Annotated in this window: 17 protein-coding genes and 1 tRNA gene; 6 read left to right on the plus strand and 12 right to left on the minus strand. The window is 68.3% G+C overall.

The genetic code is table 11. The features are described from left to right. Positions 1–53: 53 nt before the first annotated feature. Together katG and E0H75_RS41210 are read right to left on the minus strand one after the other, a co-directional pair. A complete protein-coding gene (gene katG / locus E0H75_RS41205; RefSeq protein WP_131519174.1) occupies positions 54–2,300 on the minus strand; it encodes a catalase/peroxidase HPI in 2,247 nt (748 codons plus the stop codon). Positions 2,301–2,337: 37 nt separating this feature from the next. Then, complete coding sequence (locus tag E0H75_RS41210; protein WP_131519175.1) at positions 2,338–2,769, minus strand: Fur family transcriptional regulator; 432 nt, start codon at positions 2,767–2,769, stop codon at positions 2,338–2,340. Between the two features lie 45 nt (positions 2,770–2,814). On the opposite strand from E0H75_RS41210, the gene E0H75_RS41215 reads away from it, so the two are divergent. After that, positions 2,815–3,294: a GNAT family N-acetyltransferase gene (locus E0H75_RS41215; protein ID WP_131519176.1), complete on the plus strand. Its 480-nt coding sequence runs from the start codon at positions 2,815–2,817 to the stop codon at positions 3,292–3,294. A 4-nt stretch (positions 3,295–3,298) separates the two neighbouring features. Further along, positions 3,299–3,859: a copper resistance protein NlpE N-terminal domain-containing protein gene (locus E0H75_RS41220; protein WP_131519177.1), complete on the plus strand. Its 561-nt coding sequence runs from the start codon at positions 3,299–3,301 to the stop codon at positions 3,857–3,859. Between the two features lie 3 nt (positions 3,860–3,862). Here the strand turns inward: E0H75_RS41220 and E0H75_RS41225 are convergent, their stop codons facing one another. Then, positions 3,863–4,651, minus strand: a complete 789-nt coding sequence (locus E0H75_RS41225) for an AAC(3) family N-acetyltransferase (protein ID WP_131519178.1) — start codon at positions 4,649–4,651, stop codon at positions 3,863–3,865. A gap of 77 nt (positions 4,652–4,728) precedes the next feature. Here E0H75_RS41225 and E0H75_RS41230 point away from each other — a divergent pair, with 77 nt between their 5' ends. Then, entirely contained in the window at positions 4,729–5,817 is a 1,089-nt protein-coding gene (locus E0H75_RS41230; RefSeq protein ID WP_202873439.1) for an endonuclease/exonuclease/phosphatase family protein, read from the plus strand. A gap of 53 nt (positions 5,818–5,870) precedes the next feature. Here the strand turns inward: E0H75_RS41230 and E0H75_RS41235 are convergent. From E0H75_RS41235 to E0H75_RS41270, 8 genes are all read right to left on the minus strand, one after another. Next, positions 5,871–5,943, minus strand: a tRNA-Ala gene (locus E0H75_RS41235). Between the two features lie 83 nt (positions 5,944–6,026). Next, positions 6,027–6,815, minus strand: coding sequence for a divisome protein SepX/GlpR (gene sepX, locus E0H75_RS41240; protein WP_131519180.1), 789 nt, complete (start codon positions 6,813–6,815; stop codon positions 6,027–6,029). Positions 6,816–6,912: 97 nt separating this feature from the next. Beyond that, on the minus strand, positions 6,913–7,530 hold the full coding sequence (locus E0H75_RS41245) for a GNAT family N-acetyltransferase (RefSeq protein ID WP_131519181.1): 618 nt from the start codon (positions 7,528–7,530) through the stop codon (positions 6,913–6,915). Continuing rightward, entirely contained in the window at positions 7,530–8,018 is a 489-nt protein-coding gene (locus E0H75_RS41250) for a MogA/MoaB family molybdenum cofactor biosynthesis protein (protein WP_131519182.1), read from the minus strand. Before E0H75_RS41250 ends, E0H75_RS41245 begins: the two co-directional genes overlap by 1 nt. Further along, the gene (gene moaC, locus E0H75_RS41255) at positions 8,015–8,497 is read right to left on the minus strand and encodes a cyclic pyranopterin monophosphate synthase MoaC (protein ID WP_131519183.1); all 483 of its coding nucleotides are present in this window, start codon (positions 8,495–8,497) and stop codon (positions 8,015–8,017) included. The genes E0H75_RS41250 and moaC overlap by 4 nt, the downstream gene beginning before the upstream one ends. Then, complete coding sequence (glp, locus tag E0H75_RS41260; RefSeq protein WP_131519184.1) at positions 8,494–9,720, minus strand: molybdotransferase-like divisome protein Glp; 1,227 nt, start codon at positions 9,718–9,720, stop codon at positions 8,494–8,496. Before glp ends, moaC begins: the two co-directional genes overlap by 4 nt. 77 nt (positions 9,721–9,797) lie before the next feature. Beyond that, positions 9,798–10,268, minus strand: coding sequence for a GNAT family N-acetyltransferase (locus E0H75_RS41265; RefSeq protein WP_131519185.1), 471 nt, complete (start codon positions 10,266–10,268; stop codon positions 9,798–9,800). Between the two features lie 23 nt (positions 10,269–10,291). After that, positions 10,292–11,680, minus strand: coding sequence for a UTP--glucose-1-phosphate uridylyltransferase (locus tag E0H75_RS41270; protein ID WP_131519186.1), 1,389 nt, complete (start codon positions 11,678–11,680; stop codon positions 10,292–10,294). 66 nt (positions 11,681–11,746) lie between these two features. Here E0H75_RS41270 and E0H75_RS41275 point away from each other — a divergent pair, with 66 nt between their 5' ends. The 3 genes from E0H75_RS41275 to E0H75_RS41285 are packed head-to-tail and all read left to right on the plus strand — an operon-like array spanning position 11,747 to position 14,278. Further along, a complete protein-coding gene (locus tag E0H75_RS41275; protein ID WP_131519187.1) occupies positions 11,747–12,313 on the plus strand; it encodes a 5-formyltetrahydrofolate cyclo-ligase in 567 nt (188 codons plus the stop codon). Further along, positions 12,306–13,214, plus strand: coding sequence for a phosphotransferase (locus tag E0H75_RS41280; RefSeq protein ID WP_131519188.1), 909 nt, complete (start codon positions 12,306–12,308; stop codon positions 13,212–13,214). Before E0H75_RS41275 ends, E0H75_RS41280 begins: the two co-directional genes overlap by 8 nt. Further along, the gene (locus E0H75_RS41285) at positions 13,214–14,278 is read left to right on the plus strand and encodes a serine hydrolase domain-containing protein (RefSeq protein WP_131519189.1); all 1,065 of its coding nucleotides are present in this window, start codon (positions 13,214–13,216) and stop codon (positions 14,276–14,278) included. The genes E0H75_RS41280 and E0H75_RS41285 overlap by 1 nt, the downstream gene beginning before the upstream one ends. On the opposite strand, the gene E0H75_RS41290 is transcribed toward E0H75_RS41285, so the two are convergent. Next, positions 14,259–16,790, minus strand: coding sequence for a penicillin acylase family protein (locus tag E0H75_RS41290; RefSeq protein WP_131519190.1), 2,532 nt, complete (start codon positions 16,788–16,790; stop codon positions 14,259–14,261). The two genes, E0H75_RS41285 and E0H75_RS41290, sit on opposite strands and share 20 nt — an antisense overlap. Positions 16,791–16,867: the final 77 nt, after the last annotated feature.

Genomic DNA, 16,867 nt, shown 5'->3' on the forward strand with positions numbered 1-16,867 from the left:
ACAAGACCGGCCCCCACGCACGGGTGGGAGCCGGTCTTGTGTCCAGGTGCGGGTCAGGCGACGTCGAAGCGGTCCAGGTCCATCACCTTGGTCCAGGCGGCGACGAAGTCCTGGACGAACTTGGCCTTGGCGTCGTCGCCGGCGTAGACCTCGGCGACGGCGCGCAGCTCGGAGTTCGAGCCGAAGACCAGGTCGGCCCGGGTGCCGGTCCACTTGGTCTCGCCGTTGACGGTGGCCTCGAAGGTTTCCTGGCTGTCGTCGACCGGCTTCCACTCCGTGCCCAGGTCGAGCAGGTTCGCGAAGAAGTCGTTGGTCAGCACACCAGGAGTCTCGGTCAGTACGCCGTACGACGAACCGTCGTAGTTCGCCCCGAGGACGCGCAGGCCGCCGACCAGGACGGTCAGCTCGGGCGCGCTCAGGGTGAGCAGGTTCGCCTTGTCCAGCAGCAGGTACTCGGCCGGGAGCCGATTGCCCTTGCCGTAGTAGTTGCGGAAGCCGTCCGCAGCCGGCTCGAGCGCGGCGAACGAGTCGACGTCCGTCTGCTCCAGCGACGCGTCCGTGCGGCCCGGAGTGAACGGTACGGCGACGTCGTGGCCCGCGTTCTTCGCGGCCACCTCGACGCCCACGCCACCGGCCAGCACGATCAGGTCGGCCAGGGAGATCTTCTTGCCGCCGGTCTGCGCGGAGTTGAAGCTGTCCTGGATGCCCTCGAGCGTCCGCAGTACCTGCGCGAGCTGGTCGGGGTTGTTGACCTCCCACCCGCTCTGCGGCTGCAGGCGGATGCGGGCACCGTTGGCGCCACCACGCTTGTCACTGCCGCGGTACGTCGAAGCCGACGCCCACGCGGTCGAGACCAGCTGCCCGACCGGCAGTCCGGAGGCCGCGATCTGCGCCTTCAGCGCGGTGATGTCGTCGGCACCGACCAGCTCGTGGTCCACGGCCGGAACCGGGTCCTGCCAGATCAGCGTCTCGGTCGGAACCTCGGGGCCGAGGTACCGCGCGATCGGGCCCATGTCGCGGTGGGTCAGCTTGAACCAGGCGCGCGCGAACGCGTCCGCGAACTCCTCCGGGTTGTCCTTGAAGCGACGCGAGATCGGCTCGTAGATCGGGTCGAACCGCAGCGCCAGGTCGGTGGTGAGCATCGTCGGCTTGTGCTTCTTCGCCGCGTCGTACGCGTCCGGGATGACATCGTCGGAGTCCTTGGCGACCCACTGGTTCGCGCCGGCCGGACTCTTGGTCAGCTCCCACTCGTAGCCGAACAGGTTCTCGAAGAAGTCGTTGCCCCACTGCGCCGGCGTCCGGGTCCAGGTGACCTCGAGGCCGCTGGTGATGGTGTCGGCACCCTTGCCGGTGTTGTACGTGTTCCGCCAACCCAGGCCCTGGTGGTCGATCGGCGCGCCCTCCGGCTCGCTGCCGACGTACTCCTCCGGGTCGGCCGCGCCGTGCGTCTTGCCGAAGGTGTGGCCACCGGCGATCAGCGCGACGGTCTCCTCGTCGTTCATCGCCATCCGGCCGAAGGTCTCGCGGATGTCGCGGGCCGAGGCGATCGGGTCCGGGGTGCCGTTCGGGCCTTCCGGGTTCACGTAGATGAGGCCCATCTGGACCGCACCCAGCGGCTTCTCCAGGTCGCGGTCACCGCTGTAGCGCTCGTCGCCCAGCCAGGTGGTCTCCGGACCCCAGTAGACGTCGTCCTCCGGCTCCCAGACGTCCGGGCGACCACCGGCGTACCCGAAGGTCTTGAAGCCCATCGTCTCCAGCGCGACGTTCCCGGTCAGGATCATCAGGTCGGCCCAGGACAGGCTCTGGCCGTACTTCTTCTTCACCGGCCACAGCAGCCGGCGTGCCTTGTCCAGGTTCGCGTTGTCCGGCCAGCTGTTCAGCGGCGCGAACCGCTGCTGACCGGCACCGGCACCACCCCTGCCGTCGCTGATCCGGTACGTGCCGGCGCTGTGCCAGGCCATCCGGATCATGAACGGGCCGTAGTTGCCGAAGTCGGCCGGCCACCAGTCCTGCGAGGTCGTCAGGACCTCGGCGATGTCCGCCTTCACCGCGGCCAGGTCCAGGGTCTTGAACGCCGCAGCGTAGTCGAACTCCTCGCCGAGCGGGTTGGCCACCGCCGGGTTCTTGGCCAGGATCTTCAGGTTCAGCTGGTTCGGCCACCAGCCGCGGTTCGCGTTACCGCGGGTCGGGTGAGCACCCTGACCGTGCGCGACCGGGCAACCCCCTGTCGCCTGCGCGTTCTCTTCGCCGCGGCTCTCCTCACTGCCCTCGCCGGGCAGTGGTTCATGAATCTCGGACATCGGATTCCTTCCAGGACTGGACGTTTTCAACAGGAAGTCAGGTACTGCGTGTGGACGAGCAGTCGGCGCACAGGCCCCAATAGATGACCTCGGCCTCGTCGATGACGAACCCGCGGTCGTCGCCCGCGGTCAGGCATGGCGCGTGCCCGACCGCACAGTCGACGTCGGCGATCGCCCCGCACGACCGGCAGACGGCATGGTGGTGGTTGTCCCCCACCCGCGACTCGTACCGCGCGACCGACCCGAGCGGCTGGATCCGTCGTACCAGGCCCGCCGCCGTCAATGTGTGCAGCGAGTCGTACACGGCCTGGTGCGACACCTCGGGCAGTTCGTTGCGCACGGCCCCTATGATCGAGTCCGTGTCGGAGTGCGGATGCGCGTACACCGCGGTCAGCACCGCCACCCGCGGCCGGGTCACCCGCAACGAGACGCCCCGCAACAGTTGCTGGAGCTCGTCGGTCGTCGGCACGTTGAGCAGTCTTGCGCCTTTTCTGGAATGAGTCAAGATTAGTTGATGTCGCAGAATGAGACGATGGTCGACGTACTGCACGAGGTCGAGCCCGACCGTCTCCCCGAACTGCTGACCCTCTTCCACTCCACCTGGTGGATGTCGGACCGGACCCGATCGGACACCGAACGCATCCTGCGCGAGTCCGACATCGTCGTGGCCCTGGTCGATCCCCCGTCGGACCTCCTCGCGGGCTTCGCGCGCGTCCTCACCGACTACACCCACATCGCTCTGATCCTCGACGTCGTCGTCGCCCCGGAGCACCGCACCGCTGGCCACGGCACCACCCTGATGAACGCCATCGTCAACCACCCCCGCCTGCAGACCGTCCGCAGCCTCGAACTGGTCTGCCAACCGGACCTCATCCCCTTCTACCGCCGCTGGGGCTTCACCACCGAAGTAGGCCAATCCCTCCTCATGCGCCGCACCAACGACCGCCGCCTGACGTCGCCTACTGCAGCTGCTGCGGTCCCGTCGGTAGAGTGAATGCATGCCTGTGGGTGGGCTGCTGTGGAAGCATCCGAGGGTGTCGATCGGCGTGGGCGCGGTCGCGCTGGCTGCTGTCGTCGCCGTGGTGATCGCGCTGGGCGGCCGTGGACCTGAGGCGCCGCAGACATTTGGCCCCTGGTATCCGTTGACCAATCAGAGCGGCGATCCGGCCGTCGCGGACTTCGAGAACCACGTCCCCTGTGCGATCGACGATCCCCCGGCGGCGGCCTGCCAGCGAGTGAAGCTCGGGATCGTCCTGTACCGCGACGCCGCCGGCGCGCCGTCGACGTACCTCATCTCTGTACTCCGGGTCGGCGTCGACAACGATCGCGAGACCCACGAAGGAACCTGGACCGTCGCGCGCGGCACCGGCCTCGACCCAGAAGAGACTGTCTACCAACTCGACACGGGCGCTCCGGAACACCTTCGGCAGTTCTGGCCGGTCGGTGACAACATCCTGTACCTCCTCGACAAGGACAAGATGCCGCGCGTCGGCGACGCCGCGTACGGCTACGCGCTGAGCAGCATCCCCATCGGCCAGACGGTCCAGGCACCAAGGTAAGAATCAGAACCGGTGCTGCGACATCCAGTCAGTAGCGAAGTCGACGACTGCCCGCTGCGACATCAACCGTGCCGTGGCTGCACCAACCATGCCGACCCGTGCTCCGCCGGCGGCCTCGAACGCTTCCCCGATCTGGCCGAAGTCCCCCTCGTCCTCATCAACGTCCTCCCACTCGCGCCATACGGCAGTCCCGTCCGCCAGCTTGATCGCTGATCCGACAACGTGCCGAGGCGCCTTCGGGCTGCGCCACTCGGACAAGTGCATGGACGTGTTGCGCTCATGTCCGCACCCGAGCAACAGCACCGACCCGTCCAACCGGTACACCGCACCCAACGGCGAAGACTCCCCCAGCCCGTCATCAAGCCGATGTCCCTCGACGACTTCGTCAGCCCGCGCTCCCAAAGCAGCAAACGAAACCTGCGGATGACTACTCCGCCGCGCCCCAGGCCACGTACGCACCAACTCCGCCAGCCGCCCCAACGCCCGCCCAGCAGGCGTCAACGCCGGATCAAACCCCGGCGCCTCCTCCCGAATCACCGACCACCAAGCCTCCGGCACCGGCGGACTGACCCAATGCGCCGGATCCGTGTTGTCAGGCGTATGCGTAGGCACCACCAGCGTCCCCTCCGGAGTCAGCACCTCCAGCAACGCCTCCACCACAGCCTGAGGCCCACCCACCACAAACCCCAAACTCCGCAACGACGAATGCATCAACACCAGCCCACCGGCCCGCACCCCCAACCCCCGAAGATCCCCCACCAACGCCCCACGCGTAACACACCCATCAACCATCCCCAGACCCTAAACGCCCCCGACACCCCACGCCCGGCAATTTCCACCGCCCTCGAATGCGTACGATGTGCCACAGCATGACCACGCGACTAACCGTCGCCACCCTCAACACCCGTGGCCTCCCTCTGAAGGGCACCCGCCTCGCCGAGCGATTCGCCGCGATCGCCGCCGAGTTCGATGCCGGCGACATCGATCTGGTCTGCCTGCAGGAGGTGTTCACCTACTACCACCTGGCCCGCCTCCGAAGAGGCATGCGGTCCTTCCCGCACGTGGCCTATCGACCGTCTGTCGCCGGCCCGGCCGGCGGACTCGTCACATTGTCGCGGCTGCGACTGACCAGTACGGCGTACGCACGCCTGCCGCGATCGTCGCGCCACTCGGGACTACCCGCTCGAGCCCGCTTCAACGCCCTCCACAGCGGAATCCTCACCGTCCGCCCGGCCAACAGCCGAGTCCGCGTACTCAACATCCACCCAACAGCCAACACCGACGGCAATTGGTCGAACCACAACCGCTTCCATCAACTGCAACGCGACCAACTGCTCGCCCTGGCGCACGCCGCCACAGCCGACAGCTCACCAGCCGTGGTCTGCGGAGACTTCAACGTGGCGCGATCGAGCACACTGCACCAAGAACTCCGACAGTTGTCCGGCCTACACGATGCATTCGACGGCCAATGCCCACCAACCTTCCATGCCGACTACCTGCCCCAGGGCAGCACAGCCCATTGCATCGATTTCATCCTCGTCGCCGAGCCAATCGACGTCGCCGACACAGCTCTGATGTTCACCGACAAGCGCCCCCTCCCCAGCGGCCCGGCCCACCTGTCAGATCACATCGGACTCTGGCCAACCTCCGCATCCCCTCCCCAACCCCTAACAGCCGAGATACCAGCCCCGCCGCCGAGCGAAGCGAGGCACACCCACCGCGGCGACCAACCACACACCCGAGCGAAGCGAAGGCGCACCCGTAGCGCGGCGACCAACCACGCAGCCGAGCGAAGCGAAGGCGCACCCCACCGCGGCGGGCGGCCACAGCCGCCGAGCGAAGCGAAGGCGCACCCCACCGCGGCGGGCGGCCACAGCCGCCGAGCGAAGCGATGGCGTGAGGGGGTGCGGGTGGCGGAGCCCCCGCTGGCGGCGAGCGGAGCGCTGCCGCACAAATGACGAAGGCGACCCCGTCCGCGCTTTCCGCGGACACGAGTCGCCCATCGACTTCGTGGAGCTGAGGGGATTCGAACCCCTGGCCTCTTCGTTGCGAACGAAGCGCGCTACCAACTGCGCCACAGCCCCGAGTTGGTCGCCGGTTTCCTGGCGACCGCGAAACTCTAACACGCCTATGGTCGCGGGTTAAAACCCAGGTTGTCGAGTGGGTTTCAGTCTCCGACCGCTCGCTTGACCTCGGGTTCGGCGGGCTGCTCGGCGGGCTCGGGGAGGGCGGGCCGGTCGGCCGGGTCAGTGGTTCGGGCCGAGGAGAAGACCTCGTCGTCGGACAGGGAGATGGTGCGGACGGTGCGGTCCGGAGCCTTCTCCTTCATGACGTACGTCGGCAGTGTCACCGGCACCGGATCCCACAGGCCCTCAGCCGGCGCGGGCTTCTCGACTGGCGGCTCGGGCAGCTTGACCTCGATCGTCAGCTCCTGGTCGGGAGAGGGAGTGGGCGCCGGCTTCCCGGCCGGACCGCGGTCGTGCCGCGCCTGGGCCTGTACCCGCCGCTTCTCGGCCAGTCGGGCCCGCGATCGGGCCTGCCGCCGCAACTGGATCCGGGTGAGTACGACGAACCCGACGATCAGCGCACCAGGGATCGCGACGGTCCACCACAGCAGCATCCGCAGACCCGCCAGCGCGGTGACCGACAACAGCGAAAGGGTCAGGATCGACAGCACCCGCCGGCGGCGCATGGCGGCCACCCGGCGGGCTCGGTTCGGAACGTACCGCGTCGGTGGCGGCAGGTCCTCGGCCGAAGCCGATCCCTTGTCGTCCACGGCACCCGCGGGACGTACGACGTACCTCGGCCGGGACGGGTCTCGGGAGAGCACGCGTGCGTCGGCGGACGACGACACCGGGCGGCGCCGCGCCTCGTCGCCGCGCTTGAGAATCATGGGGACGAGGTAAGCGGCCCACGCGGCGACGATCGCCACATAGATCAGCCCTGTCGTCCCCATGCGACGACGCTAAGGTGCACGGGGGGCCAGATGAGGTACGTGAGACGGTGTGTCGCAAGAAGACTCGTGTGACTGATGTGAACAGTACGCAGCGTAGTCAGGACAGACGCGATACGAGACCGGTCCCGACCTCCTCGATGTTCAACGCGAAGATGCGATGGTCGCGCCAGTCCCCGTCGATGTGCAGGAACCGCGGCCGCTCCCCTTCGTACCGGAAGCCGAGCTTCTCCACGACGCGCAGACTTGCCTTGTTCTCGGGGCGGATCGCCACTTCGATCCGGTGCAGCCCGAGGGTGAACCAGCAGTGGTCGGCGGCGAGCGCGACCGCGGCCGGCACGATGCCGCGACCGGCGTACTGCTCGTCGACCCAGTAGCCGAGGTTCGCCCAGCGCGCCGAACCGTAGGTGATTCCGGAGACGGTCAACTGCCCGACCAGCGGCCATTTCGACCGCGGGCCGACACCCGCGGCGGCGCCGTACGTGATGACGAATGGCAGCATCCGCCCGTACCTCGCTTGCCGGTTCCAGTCTCGCGCCATCGCCCGAAAGGTCCGCGCACCGTCCTCCGCACCGGGCGGCTGGGTGGCGTCCCACGGGCGCAGCCAACTGACGTTGCGCTGGCGTGCGGCCGCCCACTCGCCGCCATCACCCGCGCGCAACGGACGAAGCGCGACCTGCCCGTGCTGAAGCTCCACAGGCCAGTGCACGATCGCCATCAGTCGGTGTCCGTCCTGACATGGTCGCCGCCGTGCACCTGGTCGACGGCGTGCCGCAGCAGCGGCTGCAGTACGGCGAGTCCGTCCTTCACACCGCCCCGGGACCCTGGCAGATTCACGATGACCGTCGCACCAGCGACTCCGGCGAGCCCACGCGACAGAGCAGCCGTCGGTACGCCGTTCGCGACGCCATACGCTCGGATCGATTCGGCGATGCCGGGCACGACCTTCTCGATCACCGCAGCGGTCTGCTCGGGTGTCTCATCGGTCGGCGAGATGCCGGTGCCGCCAGTCGTCAGCACCACGTCGTACGACGCTTCGACCGCGGCACGCAACGCATCTCCGACCGGCGGACCGTCCGGCACGACCTGCGGACCGGACACCTCAAAGCCCCACTCAGCCAAGCGTTCGGCGATCACCGGACCGGTGGTGTCGGTGTAGACGCCGGCGGCGGCGCGGTTCGAGACGCTGATGACGAGAGCCCTCACGGCCGCTCCCAGTGCCCGGTCTTACCGCCTTCTTTGAGCTCGACGCGGACGTCGGACAAAACAGCGGCAGGGTCGAGCGCCTTCACCATGTCGATGACGGCCAGCCCGGCGACGGCGACCGCGGTCAGCGCCTCCATCTCCACGCCGGTGCGGTCGGTGGTCTTCACCGCCGCCGTAATCAGTACGGCGTCGTCGGCCACCTCGAGGTCGACCTTGGCTCCGGTGATCGCGATCGGGTGGCAGAGCGGAACCAGGTCAGGAGTCCGCTTCGCGCCCATGATCCCGGCGATCCGGGCGACGCCGAGTGCGTCCCCCTTCGGTACGCCGTCGCCGCGCAGCGCGGTCACCACCTCGGCCGAGACGAGAACCTTGCCGCTGGCAACAGCCCGGCGACTCCCCGCGTCCTTGGCCGAGACGTCGACCATCCGGGCGGCCCCGGTCTCGTCGACGTGGGTCAGCCCCGTCGGGTCCTCCGTCATCCGGTCTCCTCGTCCAGCAGCAACAGCTCGACCTGATCGCCGGCCCGGACCGACGTCACGTCCTCGGGCACCACGATCAGCGCGTTCGCACGGCTCAACCCACCGAGCAGGTGTGAACCGTGCCCGCCGACTGTACTGGCCATCCAGCCCTGGTCGCCCGACCTGGCCGCGGCGCGGACGAACTGCCGCCGTCCCGGCGGCGAACTGAACGCGTCCAGCGACACGCCCTGGACCGTGGACCGCCGGTACGGCATCTGCCCCATCAGCTTGCGCAGCGCCGGCCGGACGAACACCTCGAACGACACGTACGCCGACACCGGGTTGCCCGGCAGCGTGAAGATCGGCACCTCGTCCTCGCCGAGCACACCGAACCCCTGCGGCTTCCCCGGCTGCATCGCGACCTGCGGGAAGTCGACCGTGCCGGTCTTGCTGAGGATCTCCTTGACGATGTCGTAGGCGCCCATGCTCACGCCGCCGGTGGTGATCACCAGGTCGGCGCGGACCAGTTGGTCGGAAAGCGTGTCCATGATCTTCTTCGGATCGTCGTCGACGATGCCGACGCGGTAGACGACGGCCCCGGCATCGCGAGCCGCGGCGGCCAGCGTGTAGCTGTTCGAGTCGTAGATCTGGCCCTCGCCCAGCCGGCTCCCCGGCTCCTTGAGCTCCGCTCCGGTCGAGACCACAACCACTCGCGGCCGCGGCCTCGCCTTCACCCGCGCACGGCCGACAGCGGCCAGTACGGCGATCTGCCGCGGTCCGAGCACGGTGTCGCGCTCCAGGACCTGCTCCCCCGCCTGCACGTCCTCACCCGCCCGGCGGACAGACATACCGAACGACGGCTGCTGAACGATCCGCGCATTCACCGTCCCGCCGTCGGTCCACTCCACCTGGACGACGCTGTCCGCACCCCGCGGCATCGGTGCGCCGGTCATGATGCGGACGCACGTCCCCGGTGTGACCACGATCGGCTCGCTCCGGCCGGCTCTGATCTCACCCACCACCGGCAACGTGATCGGGTTGTCCTGCGACGCCCCGGCCAGGTCGGCCGCCTGAACGGCGTACCCGTCCATCGCCGAGTTGTCGAACCCGGGCAGGCTCACCCCCGAGACGACGTCCTCGCAGAGCACCAGCCCCAGCGCCTCCATCAGCGGCTGATCGAACGCCGGCAGGGCCGTCACCCTGCCGAGCACGGCCTCGAGATGCTCATCCACACTCCGTCTCACGAGCCCGACCCTAATCCACGGGTGCCGCGATTCCGCGGCCAGTTCCGGAAGGATGCCGTGAGAATGCCGACTGAGGGCTAGGTAAGGGCCTCGGGATGATGGCCCCAGGTCATCCGGATGTCCGGTGCCCGCTCCTCGTTCGCCACGCCGTCGGTACGACGTACTTCGGTGAAGCCGTGCCGGGCGTAGAACGCCTGAGCCCGGGTGTTGCTCTGGAAGGTCCACAGCGCCAACCCACCGGGCCGGAGGTCCTTCGCAAGGTCGACGAGCGTCGACCCGACGCCTTGACCGGCCGCGTCCGGGTCGACGTACAACTGGTCGAGGTCGTCCCCATCCAGCGTCAGGACCGCGACGATCCGGCCGTCGTCCAGGCCCACCCAGGTCTGTGCGTCCGGGAGCAACACGTCGGCGAACCAGGACGCGACCTGCTTCGGGGTGTGGATCGCGGGCGGCAGCAGCGAGGGATCCGCGTGCCGCGATCGCCACCAGACCTGCGCGGCCTCGTCCGTGTCGTACGGCTCCAACGGCCGGATCAGCAGGTCGTCCATCCAGTTCCCCCCAGCTCGTGGTGTCAGGCGCGGAGTTCGGCCCCGTCCGGGATCACCCGGCGCTCCCCGGCCGGCGCCTCCAGCTCGACGTCGCCGACCACCACCACATCCTTGCCGAAGGCAACGTCACCGCGCACCTCGAGCCGGTCGGCCCGGACCAGCGACGGCGGCCCGGCCGGGAACCGGACGTCGAAGTCGGCCAGGATCTTGAAGTACTCCGGATCCAGATCGACGTACGGCTCGTCGCCCTCATGCGTGGTGGTCAGGTCGCCTGCCTCGTCCAGCTCGTAGACGTCGGAGCGCAGGACCAGCAGGTCGTTCGTGGTCTTCACCGGCTTGAAACGGCTGCGGTCGACCAGTACCGCCTGCGAGCCCTCGAAGGTCTCGATCGCCGTCCCCATCCCGGTCTCCAGCTGGATCACCTTGGGCGAGGACGGGTCGGCCGGGTCGACGGTCTTGCGGTTCACGATGATCGGCAGCCCGAGGATCCCGTCGTGCCCCTCCATCAGCTCGGCCAGCCGGACCAGGTCGATCCACAGGTTGTTGGTGTTGAAGGTCCTGTGCCGAGTGACGTCCTGGAAGTACTTCGTGTCCTCGGGCGCGACCTGTGCGCTGTCGCGCAGGATCAGCCGCCCGTCGGACTTGCGCACCGCGACGTGCCCGCCCTTGCGGTCGGACCGGGTCCGGCGGCAGACCTCCATCCCGAACGGTACGTCGTGCTCCGCCATCCAGGCCGCGATCCGTGGGTCAGCGGTAGCGCCGAGATTATCGGCGTTGGAGATGAACGCATGCCGGAAACCGTGTTCCCGCAGCGCGTCAAGGGTGCCGGAGGCAACCAGTGCGGTGAACAGGTCGCCGTGACCCGGCGGGCACCAGGCCAGCTCCGGGTCCGGCTCCCACTCGGCCGGCGTCAGGTCGTCGGCGAGCAGCTTGGGCTCCATGTTCTGCTGGAAGTCCAGCGGCAGGCCGTCGATCGCCAGACCGTCGTACTCGCTGAGGATCTGGCGCGACTCCTCCGTGGTCCGGAACGAGTTCATCAGCACCAGCGGCAGCGGTACGTCGTACCTGCGCCGGGTGCTGAGGATCTGCCGGGCGATGATGTCGAGGAAGCTCAGTCCGTCCTTGACCGGCAGTGCGGACTTCGGACCGGTGACACCCATCGACGTACCGAGGCCGCCGTTGAGCTTGATCACCACCGTCTCGGCCAACGCGGCCCGCAGCGCCGCCGGGTCGGTGTCCAGATGGTCCAGATGCGGCAGGTCTCCCACCGGCTCGATGTCGTCCTCGCGGATCGTGCCGTGCTGACCGGACTCGAGTAACCGGTAGTAGTGGGTGAAGACCCGGATCGCGACGTCGGCAGTGCCGGCCGCGCGCATCTTCTCCTGCGCCTGTCGTAGACCTGCCTCACTCATGTCCCAACACTAGGGGACGCGTGGTGATCACAGTGTTAACCGCGTCACGCCGCCTACGATCAGTAGGTGTTCGCGTCCAAGGCCGCTGCGCGGTCCCATTTCCTCGGTGCCCGCAGCACTCGATCGTCAGCAGGGGACCTGCTGGCCGGAGCCCGCTCGTTGCAGGCTGTGCACAGCGCCCGGCGGGTGGCTCTGTACGTGTCCAGAGGCCCCGAGCCGCAGACCGGCGCTCTGATCGACTGGCTGCTCGCTACCGACCGTGACGTCCTCCTGCCGATCCTGTACGCCGACAACGACCTCGGATGGGGTGTCGCACCCGGAGCGGCCGATCTGGTCCCCGGCCGGCTGGGGCTGTCCGAGCCACCCGTGGACCTGGGACCGGACGCCATCACCGCCGCCGATCTGGTCATCTGCCCGGCTGTGGCAGTGGCCCGTGACGGCGTACGACTCGGACGCGGTGGTGGCTCCTACGACCGGGCACTTGCGCGAGTGAGGCCCGGTACGCCGATCTGGGCGGCGGTGTACGACGTCGAGGTCGTCGACAAGCTTCCAGCCGACGACCACGACCATCCGGTGCACGCGGCGCTCACGCCGAACCACTTGGTCCTGCTGCGAGGATCTCTGGATGACTGAGACCGCGGTAGAAGCCGCAGCCACAGCCGGACGTGACCTCGGCCTGACGGTCACCGACCCGACAGTCCTGTACAGCGCCTTCTCGGTGGTAGTGCACCTCAAGCCGTCCCCGGTGGTCGCGCGCGTGCCGATGAACCTGCCGGACTACCTGATGGAAAGAGAGGCCACCGCAGTACGTCAGCAGCGCGAGCTGGACGTGGCCGGGTGGCTGGTTGACCAGGGCAAGCCGGTGACGTCACCGAGCGCGCTGGTGCCACGGAAGCCGGTGCAGAAGGACGGCCTCTCTATGACGTTCTGGCAGTACGTCGAGGAGGACAAGTCGGTCGAACCCGACTACGTCGCCTGGACGGCCCGGGCCGCCGAACTGCACGCCATCCTCGCGGGCTACCCGCGGGAGCTTCCGTGGCTGACGCCCCTGCTCGCGGTGCCGTCGGGCATCGAGACGCTGGAGGCGGTGCCCGGGCTGCTCGAGCAGGAGGACGTGGACCGGGCGCGGGCGGAGTGGGCGGTGCTGGCACCGGTGCTGACGAGCCGAGCCGGCTTCGAGGCGGTCTTCCCGTCGGCCACGATCCAGACGATCCACGGCGACGCTCCGTCGTACAACGTGATCCCGACCAAGGACGGAGTGCTGTGGTCCGACTTCGAGGACACGACACTCGGGCCGATCGAGTGGGACCAGGCAGGCTTCGGCCCGGAGCTCGGCAGGGTGTACGACCAGGCAGCGGTCGCGCTGGGACGCCCCCAGCTCGATGAAGCCGTGCAGCGGGTGATGGACGTTGCCCGGGTGATGCAGGTCCTCGTGTGTACTCCGCTCGTGCCGCGACTGCCAGACCTGGCGGACGGCATCCGGATGTTCGCCGCACAGTGGCGGGACATGCCGTTCGCTGGTGGACTGGGCTGATGCTCAGCGAGTACGTCGACACCGGTGTCCTCCCAGGTCTCATCTCGCTGGTGAGTCGCGGCGACGAGACCCGGGTCGACGTACTCGGCAAGCTCGCCTTCGACGGTCCGGAGCTGCAGCGGGACAGCCTGTTCCGGGTCGCCTCGTTCACCAAGCCGATCGTCGCCGCGGCAGCGATGATCCTGGTCGACGAACTGCGGCTGTCCATGGACACACCGGTCGACGACCTGCTGCCTGAGCTGGCGCATCCCGTCGTACTGCGGCAGCCGGACGGACCACTCGACGACACGGTCCCGGCCGAGCGGCCGATCACTCCGCGGGATCTGCTCACCTTCCGGCACGGACTGGGTGAGTCGGACCATCCGGCGCTGCGGGAACGCGAGCAGGAACTGGAGCTGCGGACGTTCGGACCGCCGGTGCCGCGTACTCCGCTCGAGCCGGACGAGTGGATGCGGCGGCTGGGGACGTTGCCGTTGCAGTTCCAGCCAGGTGAGCGGTGGATGTACTCGACTGGCTCGCACGTGCTCGGCGTACTGATCGCGCGGGCGACCCGAGAGCCCTTGGAGACGTTCCTGCGGGAGCGGATCTTCGAACCGCTCGGGATGCGGGACACCGGGTTCACCGCGTCGGACCCGGCACGGCTGACGACGGCGTACCTCGGGGAGGACGTCCTGGACGCAGCGGCTGACAGTCAGTGGCTGGAGCCGCCGTCCTTCCCGGATGCGAGTGGCGGGCTGATCTCCACGGTCGACGACTTCCATGCGTTCGCCCGGATGCTGCTCGCCGGCGGCGCCGGCGTGCTGTCCCCTGCCGCGGTCGCGGAGATGACGACCGACCAGCTCACGACAGCACAGCGCACGGCCGCCGCCGACTTCCTCGGACCGGACACCGGATGGGGCTATGGGCTGTCCGTCGGCGGCGGACGGTACGGCTGGGCCGGCGGTCTGGGGACGCTGTGGTCGACGACGCCGGCCGACGGGACCATCTCGATCCTGCTGACCCAGCGCGCTCTGTGGACGTGGCCGGAGGCCCTGTTCGCCGAGGCTAACGCTCCGGCTTGGTGAAGGTCAGGAGATCCTTCCTGCTCTCCTCGACCGCGCCCTTGGTGTAGGCCCAGGGCAAGGTCTCGCCACGTGCCCACAGCTCGGTCTGGTCGGTGTAGTGGGACGAGAACGCGTGCCCGGACACACCGGTCAGGTTGATCCAGCGGGACTTGTCGAAGTCGGCCAGGTCGACCACCATCCGCATCGACGGCGTCGACGTCACCGTGTAGCCCTCGGCGGCATCCCATGAGGTCGCGTCCACGAGCGACGTACCGCCGCCCAGCTCGTACGGGCCACGGTTGAAGATCCGCTCGACCACCCCGATGCCCGACGTACCGAGCGTCTGGTTGGTCAGCGTCAGCTTGTGCAGCTTGCCCCACTGCCAGTTCGCCGGCTCCCGGGCCATTTTCTGGGTGATCTCGGACCGGCCCTCGACCAGCGCCTCGCGCAGGATGTCGTCGCGGCTCTCCAACTGCGGCGTCCCCACCTTGTCCCACCACTTGCTGTTCGGCTGGGCGAGCAGTGTGTGAATTACTTCGAACCAGCGCGAACCACCGTCCGGCCAGGTGCTCTCCGGGAGCTGGTCGTGGAAGGTCAGCGCGAGGATGTTGCGCCAGACCACGTTGAAGTAGGCCGCCGCCGCGGAGTCGGCCGGCTGGGTGAAATCCCAGTTCCTCAGAGTGTCCTGGCCCTGCCGGTCGAAGCTGTCGTCGATGCCGATCCGGAGCAGATACGGCACCAGCATCTCGGCCACCCGGTTCTTGGTGTCCAGCTGGATCGACGCCATCGCGTTCGCGTCCAGCTTCCCGGCCGCCTTGATCCGGTCCGTGATCTGCTGCGACCGATAGCCGTAGTCCCAGTTGTCGGTCAGGAAGTACTTGTACGTCGGCGGCACCACCGCCTGGTTCGCGGTGACGATCACACCGTCGGACGGATCGAACTCACTCGGCAGCGAGTCGAACGGGATGTACCCCTTCCAGTGGTACTTCGGGTCCCAGCCCGGCACCGGCCAGTCGCCGCGACCGGAGTTGCGGATCGGGATCAGCCCGGGCGCCTGGTAGCCGATGTGGCCGTCGGTGTCGGCGTACACCAGGTTCTGCGAGGGGACCTGGAACGACTTCGCGGCGGCCCGGAACTGGGTCCAGTTCTGGGCGCGGTTGATCGCGAACAGCGCGTCGGCGGTGCGGCCCGGGGTCAGCGCGGTCCACTGCAGTGAGACGGCGTACGCCTGCGGCTGTTTGCCCCGCTTGGCGACGATCTCACCGATCTCGCGCTCGTCGTCGCCGACGTCGGAGATGAGCGGACCGTGCCGGGTCTCCCGGACGGTGATCTTGACCGGTTCGTCCTCGCCGGCGACCTTGAACGTCTCCTCGCGCGTCGCCATCGCGCTCCACCGCTTGTTGTAGAGCACCTTGTTCCCGTCGACGCGCTCCAGGTACAGATCCTGGACGTCGGGGTCGAGGTTGGTGAAGCCCCAGGAGATCGCGTTGTTGTGGCCGATCACCACGCCGGGCAGACCCGAGAAGCTGAAGCCCGAGACGTCGTACGGACAGGCCCGGCCGAGGTTGTTGCAGTGCAGGCCGACCTGGGTCCAGATGCCCGGCATGGTCGCACCGAGGTGCGGATCGTTGGCCAGCAGCGGCTTGCCGGTGGTGGTGTGGTCGCCGGAGACGACCCAGGAGTTCGATCCGATGCCGTCGCCCTGGCCGAGCAGTTGCGGGAGCCCCTTGGCCACCTTGTCCACGGTGTCGAGTGACTTCAGCAGGTCCTTGGTCAGCATCCCGCGCCGTAGCTCGGAGTCGACCGGCGCGGTGGTGAACTGGCCGTCGCGGCCTACCGCACCAGTCGAGAGGATCGGCTGGTTCCGGTCGAACGGGTAGTCCGGGTACAGGCTCTCGACGTTCTGTGCGGGGAACGACGCGAGCAGCTTGGTCTTGGTGATCTCGTCGTCCATGTTGCCGCCGAGATCCCACGCCATCGCCTTCAGCCAGGCCAGCGAGTCGGCCGCGGTCCACGGCTCCGGGCGATAGTCGGTGCCCTTCAGCGACAGTACGGCGTACTCCAGGCTCAGACCGGAGCCGCTGTGCTTCGAGAGGTACGAGTTCACTCCGCGCGCGTAGTCGTCGAGGTACTGCCGGGTGGACGGGTCGAGCCGACCCAGCTCCTTCTCGGCGACCCGGCGCCAGCCCAGCGTACGGATGAACTTGTCGGTCTCCAGAGCGCTCTCGCCGAACAGCTCGGACAGCCGCCCGGCGGTGACATGCCGGCGGAAGTCCATCTCGAAGAACCGGTCCTGCGCGGCCACGTACCCCTGCGCGGCGAACAGATCGGACGGACTGTCGGCGTAGATCTGGGGGATGCCCTGGGCATCGCGGACGACCTCGACCTCCGCATCGAGACCGTCCAGCTCGATCGTTCCGTCGTAGGTCGGGAAGGAATGGCGCACGACGAAGACGACGGTCCCGGCGATCACCAGGAGGACCGTGGCGAGGGCGATTCCGCTGATGACGAGGACTCGAAGCAGGCGACGCACGGACCCAACCGTAGAGAATGCCGCCGTCCACCCAAAATGGGGTCCCTCACAACTTTGCGTTGCTCTGCGTTCCATCG

Source organism: Kribbella capetownensis, from assembly GCF_004331485.1.
GTDB lineage: Bacteria > Actinomycetota > Actinomycetes > Propionibacteriales > Kribbellaceae > Kribbella > Kribbella capetownensis.

Coding starts and splice junctions, on each gene's coding strand:
- katG (WP_131519174.1), bottom strand. CDS start 2,300: ATGTCCGAGATTCATGAACCACTGCCCGGCGAGGGCAGTGAGGAGAGC.
- E0H75_RS41215 (WP_131519176.1), top strand. CDS start 2,815: ATGTCGCAGAATGAGACGATGGTCGACGTACTGCACGAGGTCGAGCCC.
- E0H75_RS41220 (WP_131519177.1), top strand. CDS start 3,299: ATGCCTGTGGGTGGGCTGCTGTGGAAGCATCCGAGGGTGTCGATCGGC.
- E0H75_RS41225 (WP_131519178.1), bottom strand. CDS start 4,651: ATGGTTGATGGGTGTGTTACGCGTGGGGCGTTGGTGGGGGATCTTCGG.
- E0H75_RS41230 (WP_202873439.1), top strand. CDS start 4,729: ATGACCACGCGACTAACCGTCGCCACCCTCAACACCCGTGGCCTCCCT.
- sepX (WP_131519180.1), bottom strand. CDS start 6,815: ATGGGGACGACAGGGCTGATCTATGTGGCGATCGTCGCCGCGTGGGCC.
- E0H75_RS41245 (WP_131519181.1), bottom strand. CDS start 7,530: ATGGCGATCGTGCACTGGCCTGTGGAGCTTCAGCACGGGCAGGTCGCG.
- moaC (WP_131519183.1), bottom strand. CDS start 8,497: ATGACGGAGGACCCGACGGGGCTGACCCACGTCGACGAGACCGGGGCC.
- E0H75_RS41265 (WP_131519185.1), bottom strand. CDS start 10,268: ATGGACGACCTGCTGATCCGGCCGTTGGAGCCGTACGACACGGACGAG.
- E0H75_RS41270 (WP_131519186.1), bottom strand. CDS start 11,680: ATGAGTGAGGCAGGTCTACGACAGGCGCAGGAGAAGATGCGCGCGGCC.
- E0H75_RS41280 (WP_131519188.1), top strand. CDS start 12,306: ATGACTGAGACCGCGGTAGAAGCCGCAGCCACAGCCGGACGTGACCTC.
- E0H75_RS41285 (WP_131519189.1), top strand. CDS start 13,214: ATGCTCAGCGAGTACGTCGACACCGGTGTCCTCCCAGGTCTCATCTCG.